Here is a 16,532-nt window from a genome sequence, read left to right as displayed (position 1 = left end):
AGCACCTTTATGAAGGTGCTTTTTTATTGGCTTTCAAAGGAGGTTGTTTAAAGCGTTTTGCAGGCCATGTCATGATAAAGCGAGCTCCACCTAAGGTAGGGCTTTCATCTACTTTAATTTCACCACCGAACCAGTAAGCAATACGGCTGACAATTGACAACCCTAGACCATAGCCACCCGACGCACGAGTACGGCTATCGTCTAAACGAGCAAAGGCTTCAAATACTCTTTGACGATCTTGTTCCGGAATTCCGGCACCATCATCTTCAACACAAACAAAGGCCATGCCGTCGCTGTGAACACCACCCGTAATTCGAACTTTGTTATCACAATAACGAACAGCGTTACCTACTAAGTTTTGAACAACCCGATGTAAATAACGACGCTCTGCATCTACTTTCAAATAAACAGGGGGAGCAACAAGTTCAATTTCTTTTTGCGTTTTTAAAGCTTCGGTTTCTACCGCAACCTGATCTAATACATCGAATAGAGCAATTTCAGCAAAATCTAATGAAGGTGTACCCTGCTCTAGTTTTGCATAAGTCATGATTTCATCAATTAAGGTATTGAGCGCTTCAATATCTTTATCAATCATATCAACCTGATGCATACGATGGTTGTAATCGTCTTCTTCTGCCAACATTTCTGTACCAAAGCGTATACGAGCAACCGGCGTTCTAAGCTCATGAGATACCGCTCTCATCAACTCGCGCTGAGCCTCGATTAAACGCTGAATATGATCAGACATGTTGTTATAACTTGATGCCAAGTTCGCCATTTCGTCACTTCCTTCAATAGGAACACGCAATGACAAATCACCAGACTTCATACGGTTTAACGCATAACGGACTTGGCGAATTTTACGTTCTAATGGCAAGATAAGACCGTAAACACCTAAACTTAGTAGGAATAGGCTAAATAAGGTAATTCCTGCTGAAAGCTGTAAAGGCATCCAGTTAAACATCGGAACCGGTCCAAGAACCAGAACTTGTGCAGGATGATTTGGTATTGGAGATACGATCGAAATGGTCGTACCACGCATTGTTGCACTATCTTTGTACAACATGACACTTTGGTCTTGGCGTAAACGGCCAATTTGCTCGGAATCCAGATTAACATCTTGAATATTGTAGATATTAATTGGATATGAGAAATGTTTTTGAATCTTGGCAAGGTATTCTTGTTCTTGCCCCGGATAAAACATTAGATAATCAAGTACAAAAATAGGGAGAGCCTTCATTTGGCGCTCACTAATTTTGTCAACTTTTATGGATAAATAGTGCTGAGGATCATCACGTAAGCCAATAATAATATACGCAATACTATTACTGGCATCGTAACGGACAACAGATTTTTGAGCTTCGATCCGTTTTTTCTCGGTACGAGATAACTCAACCTTGCTCGCATCAGTGTAATAAATTGGAAGTTCCAATAAATCCGATGCATCTGAAACCCAGTCTATTTTCTGTTGCTTCCCAGGTTGTCGAGCGACTCCCTCACTAATGACATAAGAAATACCATCAGTTAAAGACTCTCGGTATTCTTGTGCCCGTTGATAATTGATGATTTGTACAAGCAAATAACCAAAAACGGCAACCAAAACAACAAGAATTACCAGTCCCGCATATATTCGCAGGAATATGCTGTGTTTAAACACTCGACCAACCTTATAGGAAGTTTATGCAGATCTTATAACCCATTGGTTTCTTTAACAAACAAGTAACCTTTACTACGTACTGTTTTAATACGCTTTGGATTTTCAGGATCATCGCCAATTTTTGGACGAATACGTGAGATACGGACATCGATTGAACGGTCCTGACCATCGTATTCAATACCGCGTAAACGTTCGAAGATATCTTCACGCGATAAGATACGGCCAGCATTTGATGCAAGCAACCATAATAGGTCATATTCTGCGCTAGTGAAATCAACAAGCTCACCATGCAACGTTACTGAACGGCCGCCATTATCAATCACAAGGTCATCAAACTCGATACGTTGTGCAACTTCGTCTTCTACAGTTTTATCTGTACGACGTAATAACGCACGGATACGGGCTAAAAGTACACGTGGCTGAACTGGTTTAGCGACATAGTCATCCGCTCCCATTTCAAGGCCAAGTACCTGATCCATATCTTCTGTACGTGCAGTCAACATAAGAATCGGTTGATGATAATGTGGACGAACTTCACGGCAAACGGTTAAGCCATCGGCACCCGGCAACATGACATCCAAGACCACTAGATCTGGTTGTTCACTAATAATACGACGAATTGCACGGTTACCATCAGTTTCTACACCAACTTCCAAGCCGTTGCGGATTAAATACTCTTGAGTTAATCGTGCTAAACGCTCGTCGTCTTCAACGATCAGAATCTTTGGTAACTTTTCTTCTTGGCTCATATCATTGCCCCTATAAATCTCATTACATGCATCTTAAAAATCTTGCAGATACATTCGTTTATCATTTGCAATATACACACGTTTACATTGTAAACAAGTAGGCGTTCACCAAACTGATACATGACAACCATGTTTTGTTGCATTTTATTAACCTTTGAATTTTCTCGTGTTTTTAACATTTAGTTATTGTTATTAAATTTCATATTCTATTCATATTTCCAATGTATGAATATTAAACAAATTATTTCTTTAACTACTTTAATTGTATTTAAGTGCTTGTTTTTTGAGTTATCCACAAAGTTATCTATAAGTGTTTTTTGATAGCTTTGCTATGCTATCTCCCATCAAATCATACAGATAAAAAATTACTAAAAAGTCAAGATTGATCTGCTATGAAAAATCCCGTATCTTGTGTTCAAAATAAACTTTAACTACTAAGTCTTGTGTTTATCCCTCAAACATCGTGGCATACTTTTTGCTCGGTTCAAACGGTCTATAAACATAACAAAAGTGACAATGGAGCTATGCTGGCATGAGCGTAATTACTTCGACTCCCGGTCAAATTCAGGTGATCAAACGCACTGGAGATGTTGCTGCATTTGATGCAGAGAAAATTTCTGTTGCGATTGGTAAAGCTTTTCTTGCTGTGGAAGGTCAACAGAGTTCGGATTCAAGCCGTATTCACGACCGTATTACCCAACTGACGGAAATGGTATTAAATACTTTCACTCGCCGTTTACCATCGGGCGGTACGATCCATATTGAAGAAATTCAAGATCAGGTTGAGCTTGCTTTAATGCGTACCGGAGAACAGAAAGTTGCCCGCGCTTACGTAATTTACCGCGAACAACGTACGACTGCTCGTCAGCAAACGAACTCAAACCACCATCCTACGTTACAAGTGACCGATGCAAATGGTCAGCTTCAGCCACTTGATTTAAGTGCATTGCAAGCAACTGTAGCTAAAGCAGCCGAAGGTTTGGAAGGTATTGACGTTCAGGCTATTGTCGATGAAACCGTTAAAAACCTATATAACGGCGTAAAAGAGACTGATATTGCCACTACGATGATGATGGCAACACGTACTCGTATTGAACAAGAACCAAACTATACTTACGTGACTGCACGTTTGCTCTCTAGTGAATTAGTGAGCACAGGTTTAGCGTTCTTAGGCTTGCCTACAGATACTCCTGAAAACACTGCACTCGAAGCCTTTTTGAAAAAAGGTGTAGAGCTTGATTTGCTTTCACCAGACTTGCTTGATTTCGATTTAGAGAAACTTGCAGCAGCAATTCAGCCAGAACGCTCTAATCAGTTTACCTATTTAGGTTTACAGACTTTATTTGACCGTTACTTCATTCACTCAAACGGCGTTCGCTTCGAATTACCGCAATTATTCTTTATGCGTGTGTCGATGGGTCTTACGTTAAATGAGCAAAATAAAGAAGAACGTGCAATCGAGTTCTATAACTTATTGTCTAGCTTCGACTATATGGCTTCTACGCCTACCCTGTTTAACTCAGGTACGTTACGTCCACAGCTTTCTAGTTGTTACTTAACAACGATTGGCGATGACCTTTATGACATTTATGGCGCAATGCGTGACAACGCGATGCTTTCTAAATGGGCTGGCGGTTTAGGTAATGACTGGACACCTGTACGCGCATTGAACTCTTACATTAAGGGTACAAACGGTAAGTCTCAGGGTGTAGTTCCGTTCTTGAAAGTTGCGAACGATACAGCTGTTGCAGTAAACCAAGGCGGTAAGCGTAAAGGTGCAGTGTGTGCATACTTAGAAACTTGGCACTTAGACATCGAAGAGTTTTTAGAACTTCGTAAAAACACTGGTGATGACCGTCGCCGTACACATGACATGAACACTGCGAACTGGGTTCCAGATTTGTTTATGCAACGTGTATTTGAAGATGGTGAATGGACATTATTTACGCCTTCTGAAACTCCAGACTTGCACGACTTAACTGGTGCTGAATTTGCTGAGCGTTATGCTTACTATGAGTCTGTAGCGAAAGAAACAAACATGCTACACAAGAAAGTACGTGCTAAAGACTTATGGCGCAAAATGCTTTCTATGTTGTTTGAAACTGGTCACCCGTGGATTACATTCAAAGATGTATGTAACTTACGTTCACCACAACAACATGTTGGTGTAGTTCACTCATCTAACTTATGTACTGAAATTACCTTGAACACAAATCAAGACGAAATTGCAGTATGTAACTTGGGCTCGATCAACCTTGTACAACACGTTCAAGGTGGTGTGTTAGACCGTGAGAAGTTAGCTCGCACAATTAAAACAGCAGTACGCATGCTCGATAACGTTATCGACATTAACTACTACGCTGTACCACAAGCGAAAAACTCGAACTTGAAACACCGCCCTGTAGGTATGGGTATCATGGGCTTCCAAGATGCTCTATATGAAATGAACATCGCTTACGGTTCAGACGCTGCTATTGATTTTGCTGATGAATCAATGGAAGTGATTAGCTACTACGCGATTGAAACTTCAAGCAACTTGGCTGTTGAACGTGGTGCTTACTCAACATTCAAAGGTTCATTGTGGGATCAAGGTATCCTCCCAATCGACTCTTTAGAAATTGTTGCGAAATCTCGTCCAGAGCGTATGTTCGAAGTTGACCGTACTCAACGTTTAGACTGGGACACTTTACGTGCCAAAGTTCAAAAAGACGGTATGCGTAACTCAAATGTGATGGCGATTGCTCCTACTGCAACCATCTCTAACATCTGTGGTGTTTCTCAGTCTATTGAGCCAACATTCCAGAACTTATATGTGAAATCTAACTTGTCTGGTGAATTCACTGTCATTAACCCATACCTCGTTCGCGCATTAAAAGAACGTGGTCTTTGGGACACGGTGATGGTTAATGACTTGAAACACTTCGAAGGTTCAGTTCAAAAAATTGCTCGTATCCCTGAAGAATTAAAAGCAATCTTTGCTACTGCGTTTGAAGTAGATACACGCTGGATCGTTGATGCTGCATCACGCCGTCAAAAATGGATCGATCAAGCTCAGTCGCTTAACCTTTACATTGCTGGTGCAAACGGTAAGAAACTTGACATCACTTATAAGATGGCATGGTTACGTGGTCTTAAGACGACTTACTACCTCCGAGCTTTAGGTGCAACTTCTGCTGAAAAATCTACAATTAACACAGGTGCTTTAAACGCAGTTAAACCTGCGACTGTTGAAGCGGCTCCGGTTGCTGCCCCTGTTGTAGAAGCGAAAAAGCCTGAAGCAGTTGAAGAAGACGGTTTTACCCAAGCAGCTCCAGTTCCAATGGCTTGTTCAATCGACAATCCTGATTGCGAAGCTTGCCAATAATATTCAATAAAATTGCTCTTTTTCACTAAGGAGCAATTTTACAAGAGGTAAAGATTATGCTTTCTCATCTCAGCCATAACTATATGCTTGGTGTTGGAGTTTTAATCTTTGCCTTTCTTTTCTTTTATATACCGCTGATTTACGCATTTTTCACAATACGTAAGCAACAGCGTAAGCAAAATAAGTAGTAGAGACCAAAGGCCCAAAATTTGGTCATACCTCAATAAAACTTAATTTTGTTTACACATTAAAAGCGTATAGTAGGGACATCTTCGTTTAAGAGATGTCAAATATAGATATACACAACGAAGAGAGAACAAAAATGTCTATCCTTAGTTGGGACGATTTTGAAGATGATTCGCAAAAACCGGCTGCACCTGAACTCAAGTCTGCGCCCGTCAAATCGGAAAAAACGACTAATTCGCAGAATGTATCTTCTGCGGAGTCATCATCGCAGAGCTTGGCAACTTCACAATCCGCTGGAACCCATTCCGTGCGACCAACAGTTGCCTCCGATACGGTGGCTAGAGCCTCTGCAGCCTTAGAACACTTAGATGTTGCTCCTGGCCTTGAAGAGCTAGAAATGGGCGCGCAACGTGTTCAAGTTGATGACAAAGCCATGATTAACTGTCGTGCGGACTTGAACCAGCTTGTTCCATTTAAATATGAATGGGCTTGGCAGAAGTATCTTGACGGGTGTGCAAACCACTGGATGCCGCAAGAAGTAAACATGAACCTAGACATCGCGCTTTGGAAGTCTGAAAACGGCTTAACTGAAGATGAGCGTACGATTGTTATGCGTTCTTTAGGTTTCTTCTCGACTGCTGACTCTTTGGTTGCAAACAACTTGGTATTGGCAATTTACCGCCACATTACCAACCCTGAATGCCGTCAGTACATTTTGCGTCAAGCATTTGAAGAAGCAATTCACACTCATGCTTATCAATACTGTATCGAATCTTTAGGTATGGACGAAGGCGAAGTCTTCAACATGTACCGTGAAGTTCCATCTGTTGCGCGTAAAGCAGCGTGGGGATTGAAATATACTCAATCTTTAACAGATCCTAATTTCCACACAGGCACACCTGAAAACGACCAACGTTTACTTCGTAACTTGATCGCGTTCTACTGTGTTCTTGAAGGGATCTTCTTCTACTGTGGCTTTACTCAAATTTTGAGTATGGGTCGTCGTAACAAGATGAACGGTGTTGCTGAGCAATTCCAATACATCTTACGTGATGAATCTATGCACTTGAACTTTGGTATCGATATGATTAACCAAATCAAGATTGAGAACCCTCACCTTTGGAGCGCAGAGTTCCAACAAGAAGTGGTTCAAATGATTGTTGAAGGCACAATGCTTGAAATCGAATATGCGCGTGACACGATGCCACGCGGTGTATTGGGTATGAACGCAAGCATGATGGAAGAATATTTGAAATTCATCTGTAACCGCCGTTTATCTCAGTTAGGTTTACCAGAGCAATTTGCTGGTGTAACCAACCCATTTGCGTGGATGTCTGAGATGATGGACTTACGTAAAGAGAAGAACTTCTTTGAAACTCGTGTGACTGACTACCAAACTGGTGGTGCGTTAAGCTGGTAAGTTTAAGCATCTGTCAAACAATAAAAACCGCTATTGATAGCGGTTTTTTTATTGGCTTATATTTATTAGACTCTTTTTAAACTGTGCTGATGTGTTTAAGAGTTGGCTATCAACTGTTGTATTTCCTGCACAGTTTACTGCTTATAAAGATAGTTTTTCAGAATCCACTATCACTTCATTAAAATCAAAAATTATAACTGGTTATTTATTAATTGGTTTAATTTTACTATAGCTATCAATGTATTGATTAATATTTTTTATAAAGCAGTATATGTTTCTAATCCTTCGCTATTAAAACAAATAGAATAAACTTAAGATTAAAATTACTAATATCTAAATCAATTAGTTTAGGCAGTTATAATAATAAATCTATATTGTTAAAGCATATTTAACAATAATCGAGATTCCAGATAGCAGTACAATGACATTAATAATTTTCAAGAATTGTTGTTTAGACAATTTGAGTGTAATTCGCTTGCCAATGAATGCGCCTATCAACATTGATGGGATAAACAGAAGTGCAAGGGAAAATAAGTTATCCGAAAAGTACACGCCAGCTGTTGTAAATAGAATGACTCGAAAAACCGTACTGCACCCAATTAATGTAGTTTGAGTAACACGGATTTTTTCTGGGGTTTCGATTCGTCCATTGAGGTAAATCGCATATAAAAATCCACCGCTACCAAACATGGCTCCTAACAAACCACCAGATAATCCAAAAGGAAAAACAAATTTTTTCTCTAGTTTTTTCTGTGGCTTAAAGCCACTTAGTGAGTAAATAGCATATAAAAGAGTAAATATACCAAATGCTAGAAGTGCGTAACTTGCATTAACCCTCATCAGCAGTATAAAGCCAAGAAAACTACCTACAAACATAAGTGGTATTAGGAATTTTAATTCAGAAAAGTCTGCCTTCTTACCATCTTTAATGACATTTGAAATGGCAGCGAACATATCTAGTAAGGCTAAAAGAGGAATAATTTGTGAAAGAGGTAAAAAGTTAAGTAATACAGGACTCGCAATTAATGCAGTTCCAAAACCAACCATTCCAAAAATAATATAAGAAAAAACAATTGTTATTAACATTATTGAAAGTTGCAGCGCTGAAAAATATTCTAAAAGATACATTTAAAATTCCATTTTTGATTTTTAACCAAGTTAAACTACACTAAAATATGAATTATCACATAAATATTAGATAATTTTATCAAACATTAAAATATTTAATACTCATTTTTTTTGATTATTTCTTTGTTATAAAAATTTCGCTGTAAAAATAAATTTCATTATAAAAGGAAATTCAAGAATGAATTCTAAAGTAATCATCAATGGAAATGTTGATTGTAAAGGAACTATTAGTGCTGAGTTAGATGAGTTCATTACTAAAATGGATGATCATGAAATTTTCCAAAACAATTATTTCAAGCATTTGACTTCTACGTCTTGGACGCCAGAATCATATATCTTATTTCGTGACAATTTCTTCTATCGTACCGAGCTGACAGTAAAAGGGATTGCTCATGTATGTTCACGATCTGCTTTTGAAAATGATATGGACACTCTAGTCCTTTTCACCCACATCTTAAGTGAAGAAACGGGTATGGGTGAAAAGGCCAAATGCCATGAAATCTTTATGGAGAATGCGCTCAATGTATTTGGCGCTGCAGAATACAATCTTCCAGAAATGAAGGTTCAGCAAGCTAAGGATAGTGATCGAATCATCGCAGAGACATTACAGTATCGAGATACTATCCAAGGTTTGATTACAGGTAGTTATCCTCGCATGTTGGGAGCAGTCATGGCCCTCGAGAACCATGCTGATAAGATGCTTACAGTATTCCGTGAAGCATTCCGATTCAATAACAAAAACCTTGATTCAAATGAATTCGTTAAGAAAGTCGAGGTCTACTTTAACGCCCATATCGAAAATGGTGTCGAAGATCGTCACGCTCAAGATGCTAAACAGTGTGTCTATAACAACTGTAATGATCAAGAAGACCTTGATGAGATTAAGTTCGGTGCGAATGAAACATTGAAAGCCCAGCTTAAGATGTGGAATGCAATGTTTAATCAAGCTGTATCACTTTAATCACTTTAATCACTTTAATCACTTTAATCACTTTAATCACTTTAATTAAAAACGGATTTTGAGATCTAATAATGCAAAACTTAGGTATTTCACAAGCAGCCTTGAATTTACGTGAATCAATTACACACGGAACCAAGGCGAAAATTTTAGAACTAAATAAAAAGTCTAGTGCAGATGATCAGGTCATTGATTTAAGTATTGGTACTTTGGATGAAAAAACCAATAGCGGGATTGATGATGCAGTTAAGAGTTATATTTCAAATAATGCTGCAATTATCCATGAGTTTGCCCCAGTTAAAGGCTTCCCTTTCTTACGGAAGTCTATTGCTGAGCGTGTGAAACGTTTACGAGACATCAGTTTCAATCCAGATACTGAAATCATGGTAACTCCTGGCGGTATTAAAGGTGCTATCACCGTGGTATTCCATACACTTCTAAATCCAGACGATGAAGTGATTTACCCAGTACCAAACTGGCCTCATTACGCAGACATGATTGAATTGCACTTAGGTAAAGCTAAACCAATCTATGTCAAAGACTTTTATAACCAAGCGATTGATGTAGTTACGTTAGAAAAAACCATTACTGATAAGACCAAAATTATCATTCTTGGTGACTGTCTAAACCCTTCTGGTAAAATTTATACTCGTGATGAATTAGAGTCGATTTCGAAAGTGATTTTGACTGCCAATGCCGAACGTTTATCAAAAGGTCTAAGCCCAATCTATGTGCTTTTTGATTGCCCTTATGAATCACATATTCTGAATACTAAACCTGCAAACATTTCAAATATTACGCAGCAGTTTAAAGCTCAAACACACTCTATGTGGGACTACACCATTTATATTACTGGTCCCGGTAAAACCTATGGAATGCACGGCGATCGATCTGGATATATTTGTGCTTCGGACAAACTAATTAAAGTTATGGAGAAGGTACAGGTTAACTTAAACTCATTTGCCTCGACCTATGCCCAAATTGCGACGCATGAAGCAATGCAAGAATACATGGATGACGTTGCAAAGAAACGTGCAGTAGTTGCTAGACAGAACATGCAGTCATTCATTGAAGACTTGAAAAGCTGCACTGGTTTAGAAGTGACTGAACCTGAAGGTGGATTTTTCTTATTCTTGGACTTGTCAAAGTATGGCGACAAAATCCAAAAACTAGGATTTGATTCAGCCGATCAATATCTTTTGGAAACAGCAAAAGTTGCTTCTATTGGAGGCATGCATTTTGGTGAAAACGTCGATAGCCTCCGACATTACATTCGCATGAATTGTGGACGTGACCCAGTGACTCTAAAGGCAGCTGCAGCACGTATTAAAGAAGCCCTTCAGAAATTGAACTAACTCATGTTATTCAGGAAGTTAATTTTTAACTTCCTGAATTTACATTTTTATGGACGATATTACTTTGAAAAAGTTCTGTATCATTGGAATGGGATTCTCAGGTACGTGTACCTTTATTAGCTTTGTAAAAAAATTACTGAATCAAGATATTGATCATAAGTCATGCTCTATTACTCTTGTTGAAATGCGTGAATCTATTGGTCATGGGAATCCATACGACAAAGACGAATTATTGGCTGGCCATCTGTGTAATAACCCTGCCCATTCAATGTCGCTTTGGGATAACGACTTTGTGGATTGGATGGAAGAAAATAAAGATCACCTGATTATTCATTATCCACATCTAATTTATAAGAAATCTTTGACTGGTGAATCGCAAGTCTTCCCCAATGCTAATGCCTTTTATCCTAGAGCTTTGTTTGGTATCTATCTCAATGATAGATTCAAAAAATACTTAGAGTTAGCCAAATCAAATCGTATAAAAGTTGAAGTTTACAATGGCTATGAAGCTATCGATGGCTACGAGGCTAAAGGCGGTTATAATTTAGTTATCAAGAATCAAAACTCAAATCGAACAATTGAATTAAAAGGGTTTTCTAAGCTGTTGCTGACTATCGGACACTGGACTGCAAGTAGTTTAGACTCCGAACATAGTTTATTCGTGAAACCATACCCTTTTCAAAAAGTCTTAATGAGACTTAATGACATTATAAGACAAGATCATAAGCCAAATGTTCTTGTTCGTGGTATGGGCCCTAGTGGTGTTGATACAGTCATCACTCTATTTAGTGAAGGATGGTTTGTAACTGAAAATGGAGACTTCTCGTGCTATCAGAAGGCAGTGACCGATAAATACTTCAAAGCCTATGTTGTCAGTCGCTCAGGGTACTTCCCAGCGGTACGAGGCAATAAACCTAACTATGACTTTAAGTATTTCACTCATGAATCTTTCCCGGAGTTGCAGCAGCACTTAAATCAGGTTTTATCACTGGATGATATTCTTCATCTGCTTGACCTTGAGCTTAAAAATGCAACTAATGGTGAAGTTTCATTCAATGATCTGTGCAACTTGAAATTTGAAAATGCTTATGAAAAGTTGAAATATGATCTGGAGCACCAAGAGCTTAATGACTTAATTAATATGATCATTCTTAAAGTACGAAGAATGAAGTTTTACCGCTATTTAAGCAGTCATGATAAAAAACGCTACGACCAAGAATTTGATCACTTATTCATTCGTCTTGCCGTACCAATTCCACTGGAAAATGCACAAAAACTAAAATGTCTATTCGAAGCTGGTCTACTCCAATCAATTAAACTTGGCTATAACAGCAAACCTCTAAAGATAATGGATAGCCATGTACAGCTCACTGATCATCTGGGGTATTCATTTGATTTTGATCTTGTGGTGAATACGATCAGTCAAGACTTTGATATCTATAAGCATCCCTCAGCATTGGTTAAATCATTATTACAGCAAAAGAATATTGTCCCGAATATGGAAGATGAATATAACACTGGGGGGTTAATGCTGGATGGTTTCGAGACCTACAAACTTATGGAAAACCGTAGAGGATCCATAGAGCCCTCGGAGTATTTTTACTCTTTTGGTGTGCTTACCCGATACTGGCAGAATGAACGTAATTTCTCCAAAGCGATTGTTGATGCAGCTGATTTTGTCTCGACTGATTGGGTTGAATTGTTTCAAAAGCATCTAAATGAACCAATATTTACTCCAGAACAACTTTATAAAATTAGTTAATCGGATTAGGAAAACGATCAATGGAAATGCATCAGTTTTGTTATGACCGTGATATTAGGATAGTGCTCTGCAATTTAAAAGATAGCCTATTTCCGTTTCATAAGCATACTAATATCCCCGATCTTGTGTACTGCTCAAAAGGTGCTATTCAGGTTGAGTTACCAGATTTGAAGCAGAAATATATTGTTAATCAGGGTGACTTTTTTCAAATCCCCCCAAATGTTAGACACAGATTCGCAAATAAAGATATTGAGGTTGAAAGCCGTTATATCATTCTTCAAATTGGAGAATTTAGTATTGAATTTTTTAAAAATATTGAAGAAATAGAACTACTACTTGCCAATATTGAACCTAAAACTCGACTGAGTTCAGATATTTTTATTAAGGACTATAACGCTGACATTCAATATATTATTGAAGACTTTAAAAACAATAGAAAAAAGGAAATTAGTATCGAGGAGCAAGCAGACATTATTCAAGCATTAGAAGTATTCTTGCAGAATGGATATAAGTCAAAATTTCCAGATAAATCGTACTTTTTTGCTTAATCCAACTGCGTGTTACTCATGCAAAGCATAGTTATATATTCAAGCAGACTCCTGAAGTGTCTTGTTATAACTTATGCTTTGCATTTCCTGTAATCGTGAATAAGTTCTTTGAAATTCAAATTTAAGCCTCTCACCTTTATATAATTGATTTAATGGTTGTGAAGCAGCAAAGTATAGTTTGATTTTTTGATCATAAAGCTCATCAATCAAATAAATAAAACGTCTCACAGTATCATAAATTCTATCTGTTAGATCACCAATTCCACTGATTAGAACATAGTCATATTGCGTAGCGATCTCAATGTAATCAGCTGGGCTTCTGGCTTCCCGGCAAATGGCTTCAAAGTCGAACCAAATCACGTTCTTATGGCAAGATTTAACATCTACTGATCTATGATTAATCATGATGCGAGTCTTGAGTTCTTTCTGGTTATTTGTAAGTTGCTGGTAAACCGAATGAAGCCATTGTTCTGATTCTTCATTTAATGGAAATCTATAGAACTCGTCCTTGGAGTTGCTTTCTTTTATGGTCCTATAATCTAGTTGATTACCGATCTTCAAGACTGTGCAATTCTTATTGATATGATCTATGGTCTCTAAAAATCTATCGCGATTTAAGCCATCTTTATAAAGATCCTTCGGATCAATATTCGAGGTAGCAACCAGTATGACTTTCTTTGAAAATAGCAGATTAAATAGATTTGAAAGTATCATTGCATCAGCAACATTTGATACAAAAAATTCATCGAAGCAAATCAGTTTATACTTGCTTGCTATGTCATTAGCGATCAGTTTTAAAGGATCTTTATTTCCACGATAGCCAATAAGTTGTTTGTGAACATCTTTTAGGAAATGATGAAAATGCACTCTCATTTTCTTGCTGAAATTAAGAGAGTTATAGAATAAGTCCATAATCCATGTCTTGCCTGTTCCTACACTCCCCCACATATACAGACCTTTAATTTGGGGACTAAAGAAATGATTAGACTGGGTTTCAAGTTTATTCCAAATCTCATTTAATGTTTCAATAGCTTGTCGCTGAGATGGATCTGCAAGAACAACGCCAGTATCAATCATGGAGTTGTATATCTCGATTGGACTTTGACCCTCATGCTTAAGCATCTTCATTCCCTACGGTAGCCAAGATTGTTGTTGAGTGCTTAATAATAATATCATTCATTATTAAAACTGCTGGAGAAAGATAAGAGAGCTGATGCCAGTATAATGGAATCTTAATTCTATATTCTTTTGAAATTTCTTTTATGCCCTGATTCGATAAATCCTGATTCATCTTGCATATAGGCATTATTCCGTAGCCCATATCACAAGCAAGTCCAGAAATATAAGAGTCAGTCGAAGGAATAATATGAAAAGGAATCATTGATTTTTTTAGTCCGAAGTTAGATTCTAAAAAATCGAAATATATTCTTTCATTCTCATTAAACAAAACTGAAGGAGCTAAACGCAGACTCTCTCTATTAATTCCATTTTTAAACCATTTATTAATAAAATTCTCTGAGGCAACCAGACAATAAACCATATTACCTAAATGTACACTTGTACAACCTCTTATCATCTCAGACTCTGAAGTAATGCAGGCCTGCACCTCTCCTTTTTTTAAGAGTTCGATGGTATTGCAAAGCGTATCAATCTTTATGTCTATTGTAATAGACTCAGAAAGACAGTACTTAGCTAATATAGGGAAAAGCAAGGACTCAAAGGTATCTATACTCGCAGCAATGGGTAATGGTTTAAATTTATTATTATTATTATTGATGACTGACTTTAAAAAAACATTCTCTAATAAAGATGCTCGCTGAAGATAAGCAAATAACTCAGCACCAAATGGTGTTGGTTTACATGGTCTTTCTCTAATTAATAATACATTGCCTAATCTTTCCTCTAATAATCGAATTCTTTGAGAAATTGCTGACTGAGATACACATAATTTTTTACCAGCTTTTTCGAAACTTCCTGTTTCAACAACAGCAGAAAAGGCATCACACTTAATTTTGTCTAACATTTTAAAATTTTATCTATATTAATTAAAGTTATATTTATTAATCATAGTAATGGGTATGGCAATACGAAATACTACAATTGTATAACTTATGCTAAATAATCATTATTTATTTTAATTAAATGAGTACCATACATGTAATTAATTAGTAAAACTAATTAAACCCCTATTAAATTCAATATTAATTAAAATGCGTTTAACAAACTACCAAACTGGTGGTGCATTAAGCTGGTAGGTTTAAGTATTATTGAAGAAAAAAGACAATTGAAATTATTTCAAAAAAAGCCATCTCAGTGGATGGCTTTTTTTTTTATAAACTTAAATCATTTCACCCCAAGGTATACAAAGAGTCATTAACGCTCTTTTGAAGGCTTAGAGCTTTACAACAACTCTGCCTCTTATTTTTCCATCTAAAATTTCATTTGAAAAACTTAAAGCATCACTTAGCTGAATTTCAGTAGTTAAAGTTTCCAATTTTGTTTTATCTAATTCTGTAGCTAAACGATCCCAAGCTTCTTTTCTTAACTCGATTGGTGCCATAACACTATCAATTCCATATAAGGTAATCCCTCTCAGGATAAATGGAGCAACTGTTGCAGGAAAATCCATTCCGCCCGCCAGACCACAAGCAGCAACTGCACCACGATATTTTGTACTAGCACATGCATTGGCTAAAGTATGACTACCCACAGTATCAATCACACCTGCCCAAATTTCCTTGTTTAGCGGCTTTCCTTGTGAAGATAATTCAGCGCGATCAATAATTTCATTTGCCCCTAAACCTGTTAAATATTCCGATTCTTGGGGTCTACCGGTTGATGCTGTAATCTCATAGCCAAGATGGCTCAAAATAATAATGGCAATACTACCCACTCCGCCATTTGCACCTGTCACTAAAATTTTTCCATCACTTGGCTTGATGCCATGCTTTTGCAAGGCCATAACACACAGCATAGCGGTATAACCTGCTGTACCAATAATCATCGTATCCTTAAAAGAAAAAGCCGAAGGTTTCTGTATGAGCCAATCACCTGAAACAGTCACTTGTTAAGCTAATCCGCCTGAATATTTTTCACCAACACCCCAGCCATTTAATAGAACTTCATCTCCTTTTTTCCATGCTGGATGTTTTGATTCAATTACAACACCTGAAAAATCTATACCCGGTGTTAATGGAAAACTACGTACTACTGGAGAGCGCCCAGTAATGGCTAAAGCATCTTTATAATTTAATGTTGAATATTTTACTTCAACTGTAACCTCTCCTTCTTGTAAAGGCTTTGGAGTAATCTCAGCAACCTTTGCCACATAACCAGCATCATCTTTAGTGATTACGATACCTTTATACATAAAGCTTCCTCCTTATTTAATTAGACTAACTGTCT

General features: G+C 37.5%; 13 protein-coding genes and 1 pseudogene. 7 read left to right on the top strand and 7 right to left on the bottom strand.

All coding sequences use genetic code 11. The features are described from left to right. Window positions 1-7: 7 nt before the first annotated feature. The 3 genes from bfmS to ACPF64_RS07910 are packed head-to-tail and all read right to left on the bottom strand — an operon-like array spanning window position 8 to window position 2,585. Window positions 8-1,657 carry a sensor histidine kinase BfmS gene (gene bfmS, locus ACPF64_RS07920; protein ID WP_017392321.1) on the bottom strand — a complete coding sequence of 550 codons (1,650 nt, stop codon included), beginning with the start codon at window positions 1,655-1,657 and terminating at the stop codon, window positions 8-10. Between the two features lie 32 nt (window positions 1,658-1,689). Continuing rightward, window positions 1,690-2,406, bottom strand: a complete 717-nt coding sequence (gene bfmR, locus ACPF64_RS07915) for a response regulator transcription factor BfmR (protein ID WP_003653488.1) — start codon at window positions 2,404-2,406, stop codon at window positions 1,690-1,692. After that, entirely contained in the window at window positions 2,403-2,585 is a 183-nt protein-coding gene (locus tag ACPF64_RS07910; RefSeq protein WP_016801725.1) for a hypothetical protein, read from the bottom strand. The genes bfmR and ACPF64_RS07910 overlap by 4 nt, the downstream gene beginning before the upstream one ends. 353 nt (window positions 2,586-2,938) lie before the next feature. Here ACPF64_RS07910 and ACPF64_RS07905 point away from each other — a divergent pair, with 353 nt between their 5' ends. From ACPF64_RS07905 to ACPF64_RS07895, 3 genes are all read left to right on the top strand, one after another. Further along, window positions 2,939-5,770 (top strand): ribonucleoside-diphosphate reductase subunit alpha, encoded by a 2,832-nt coding sequence (locus ACPF64_RS07905; RefSeq protein WP_005042869.1) that lies wholly within the window; start codon window positions 2,939-2,941, stop codon window positions 5,768-5,770. A gap of 56 nt (window positions 5,771-5,826) precedes the next feature. Beyond that, window positions 5,827-5,958, top strand: coding sequence for a preprotein translocase subunit YajC (locus ACPF64_RS07900; RefSeq protein ID WP_080593108.1), 132 nt, complete (start codon window positions 5,827-5,829; stop codon window positions 5,956-5,958). Window positions 5,959-6,092: 134 nt separating this feature from the next. Further along, entirely contained in the window at window positions 6,093-7,376 is a 1,284-nt protein-coding gene (locus ACPF64_RS07895) for a ribonucleotide-diphosphate reductase subunit beta (protein ID WP_005042873.1), read from the top strand. Between the two features lie 369 nt (window positions 7,377-7,745). On the opposite strand, the gene ACPF64_RS07890 is transcribed toward ACPF64_RS07895, so the two are convergent. Next, the gene (locus ACPF64_RS07890; protein ID WP_426455961.1) at window positions 7,746-8,504 is read right to left on the bottom strand and encodes a sulfite exporter TauE/SafE family protein; all 759 of its coding nucleotides are present in this window, start codon (window positions 8,502-8,504) and stop codon (window positions 7,746-7,748) included. Between the two features lie 178 nt (window positions 8,505-8,682). On the opposite strand from ACPF64_RS07890, the gene ACPF64_RS07885 reads away from it, so the two are divergent. The 4 genes from ACPF64_RS07885 (at window position 8,683) to ACPF64_RS07870 (ending at window position 13,127) form a co-directional block, all read left to right on the top strand. Further along, on the top strand, window positions 8,683-9,465 hold the full coding sequence (locus ACPF64_RS07885) for an iron-containing redox enzyme family protein (protein WP_426455960.1): 783 nt from the start codon (window positions 8,683-8,685) through the stop codon (window positions 9,463-9,465). Window positions 9,466-9,536: 71 nt separating this feature from the next. Further along, a complete protein-coding gene (locus ACPF64_RS07880; RefSeq protein WP_426455959.1) occupies window positions 9,537-10,817 on the top strand; it encodes a pyridoxal phosphate-dependent aminotransferase in 1,281 nt (426 codons plus the stop codon). 49 nt (window positions 10,818-10,866) lie between these two features. Then, entirely contained in the window at window positions 10,867-12,579 is a 1,713-nt protein-coding gene (locus ACPF64_RS07875) for an FAD/NAD(P)-binding protein (protein ID WP_426455958.1), read from the top strand. A 20-nt stretch (window positions 12,580-12,599) separates the two neighbouring features. Next, the gene (locus ACPF64_RS07870; RefSeq protein ID WP_426455957.1) at window positions 12,600-13,127 is read left to right on the top strand and encodes a cupin domain-containing protein; all 528 of its coding nucleotides are present in this window, start codon (window positions 12,600-12,602) and stop codon (window positions 13,125-13,127) included. Window positions 13,128-13,166: 39 nt separating this feature from the next. Here the strand turns inward: ACPF64_RS07870 and zapE are convergent, their stop codons facing one another. The 3 genes and pseudogenes from zapE to ACPF64_RS07855 form a co-directional block, all read right to left on the bottom strand. Further along, complete coding sequence (zapE, locus tag ACPF64_RS07865; RefSeq protein ID WP_426455956.1) at window positions 13,167-14,249, bottom strand: cell division protein ZapE; 1,083 nt, start codon at window positions 14,247-14,249, stop codon at window positions 13,167-13,169. Then, entirely contained in the window at window positions 14,242-15,150 is a 909-nt protein-coding gene (locus ACPF64_RS07860; RefSeq protein ID WP_426455955.1) for an ArgP/LysG family DNA-binding transcriptional regulator, read from the bottom strand. Before ACPF64_RS07860 ends, zapE begins: the two co-directional genes overlap by 8 nt. A gap of 369 nt (window positions 15,151-15,519) precedes the next feature. Continuing rightward, window positions 15,520-16,497: pseudogene (locus ACPF64_RS07855) on the bottom strand (MDR family oxidoreductase). Between the last annotated feature and the right edge of the window lie 35 nt (window positions 16,498-16,532).

The sequence above is a fragment of the Acinetobacter sp. KB005 genome (genome assembly GCF_049949095.1).
In the GTDB taxonomy this organism is placed as follows: Bacteria; Pseudomonadota; Gammaproteobacteria; order Pseudomonadales; family Moraxellaceae; genus Acinetobacter; species Acinetobacter calcoaceticus.
Note: the sequence above shows the minus strand (reverse complement) of the source record. Positions and strands in the feature narration are given on the sequence as shown.

Excerpts from the sequence above, each read along its gene's own strand:
- ACPF64_RS07860 (WP_426455955.1), bottom strand. The coding sequence starts at position 15,150 with ATGTTAGACAAAATTAAGTGTGATGCCTTTTCTGCTGTTGTTGAAACA.
- ACPF64_RS07910 (WP_016801725.1), bottom strand. The coding sequence starts at position 2,585 with ATGTTAAAAACACGAGAAAATTCAAAGGTTAATAAAATGCAACAAAAC.
- bfmR (WP_003653488.1), bottom strand. The coding sequence starts at position 2,406 with ATGAGCCAAGAAGAAAAGTTACCAAAGATTCTGATCGTTGAAGACGAC.
- ACPF64_RS07900 (WP_080593108.1), top strand. The coding sequence starts at position 5,827 with ATGCTTTCTCATCTCAGCCATAACTATATGCTTGGTGTTGGAGTTTTA.
- ACPF64_RS07890 (WP_426455961.1), bottom strand. The coding sequence starts at position 8,504 with ATGTATCTTTTAGAATATTTTTCAGCGCTGCAACTTTCAATAATGTTA.
- ACPF64_RS07885 (WP_426455960.1), top strand. The coding sequence starts at position 8,683 with ATGAATTCTAAAGTAATCATCAATGGAAATGTTGATTGTAAAGGAACT.
- ACPF64_RS07905 (WP_005042869.1), top strand. The coding sequence starts at position 2,939 with ATGAGCGTAATTACTTCGACTCCCGGTCAAATTCAGGTGATCAAACGC.
- ACPF64_RS07880 (WP_426455959.1), top strand. The coding sequence starts at position 9,537 with ATGCAAAACTTAGGTATTTCACAAGCAGCCTTGAATTTACGTGAATCA.
- ACPF64_RS07870 (WP_426455957.1), top strand. The coding sequence starts at position 12,600 with ATGGAAATGCATCAGTTTTGTTATGACCGTGATATTAGGATAGTGCTC.
- ACPF64_RS07875 (WP_426455958.1), top strand. The coding sequence starts at position 10,867 with ATGGACGATATTACTTTGAAAAAGTTCTGTATCATTGGAATGGGATTC.
- ACPF64_RS07895 (WP_005042873.1), top strand. The coding sequence starts at position 6,093 with ATGTCTATCCTTAGTTGGGACGATTTTGAAGATGATTCGCAAAAACCG.
- zapE (WP_426455956.1), bottom strand. The coding sequence starts at position 14,249 with ATGCTTAAGCATGAGGGTCAAAGTCCAATCGAGATATACAACTCCATG.